1 protein-coding gene is annotated in these 925 nt (G+C 67.5%); it reads right to left on the bottom strand.

The window, feature by feature from the left end:
• Positions 1-725, bottom strand: a 725-nt coding sequence (locus tag EOA28_RS37020; protein WP_281060960.1) for a hydantoinase/oxoprolinase N-terminal domain-containing protein, incomplete at its 3' end; no start/stop codon positions are given.
• Between the last annotated feature and the right edge of the window lie 200 nt (positions 726-925).

Below are 925 nucleotides of genomic sequence, written 5' to 3'. Positions count from 1 at the left end.
GCCGAGACCAGCGCGCCGTCGCCGCGCACCACCATCAGGGGTGCCGCGATGCCGCGCTTGGCCAGAAACCCTTCGGTCGCCGCGACCAGCCGGTCGATCATCGAGATCAGGCGGGCGTTGAGCAGCGTGGTAAGCGCGCGGCGCGGGCCGCCGAGCTTGGCCGACAATTCATGGCTTGCTGTGACCGGCAGGCCGGTCTTCTCGCGGATCAGGTCGCGGGCCGCCAGCTCATGCGCCGGATTGCGGGTGGCGAAATAGGCGCAGACGGCGAAGCCCGAAACCGAGCCGCCCAATTCCGGCAGCGCCGCCTCGAGGCCGGAAAGGTCGAGCTTGGCGGCATTGCCGTGCACGTCGTGTCCGCCGGGGCAGAACACCACCGGGTCGGTGCCCAGCGCCGTCTTCAACCCGTCGCGGGCAAGGTCGGCCTCGGAAAAGCCGATCATCACCAGCGCCACGCGCCCGCCCTGGCCCTCGACCAGCGCGTTGGTGGCAAGTGTCGTGGACATCGAGACCAGTTTTATCGCGGCCGGATCGGTGGCGGATTGCTGAAGCACCGCATCGACCGCGCCGGAAATGCCGACGGCGAGATCGTGACGCGTGGTCAGCGATTTCGCCTTGGCCAGAACCTTGCCTTTCGGGCTGCCGTCTTCCGACCACAGCACCGCATCGGTGTAGGTGCCGCCGGTGTCGATGCCGAGGAAGAGGGGATGAGGCTTGGCGGTCATTTTTGCGGGCAGTCCGGGGTCGAGGGCTTTGTCGCGAAGCCCTTAGCCGATACGGGCTGCCGGATAAAGGTTGGAGGGATGGGCCAAGAGGCGCAAGTTCCTCGCCCGACAAAGTGGGAGAGGGACCCAAGCTTTGAGACATCGGCGCGAGGCCCCCCTCTCTGGCCTGCCGGCCATCTCCCCCTCAAGGGGGGAGATTG

Source organism: Mesorhizobium sp. M2A.F.Ca.ET.067.02.1.1 (assembly GCF_004023285.1).
Taxonomy (GTDB): Bacteria; Pseudomonadota; Alphaproteobacteria; order Rhizobiales; family Rhizobiaceae; genus Mesorhizobium.
The sequence above is the reverse complement of the archived record's forward strand: the minus strand, read 5'-3'. Positions and strand labels throughout refer to the sequence as shown.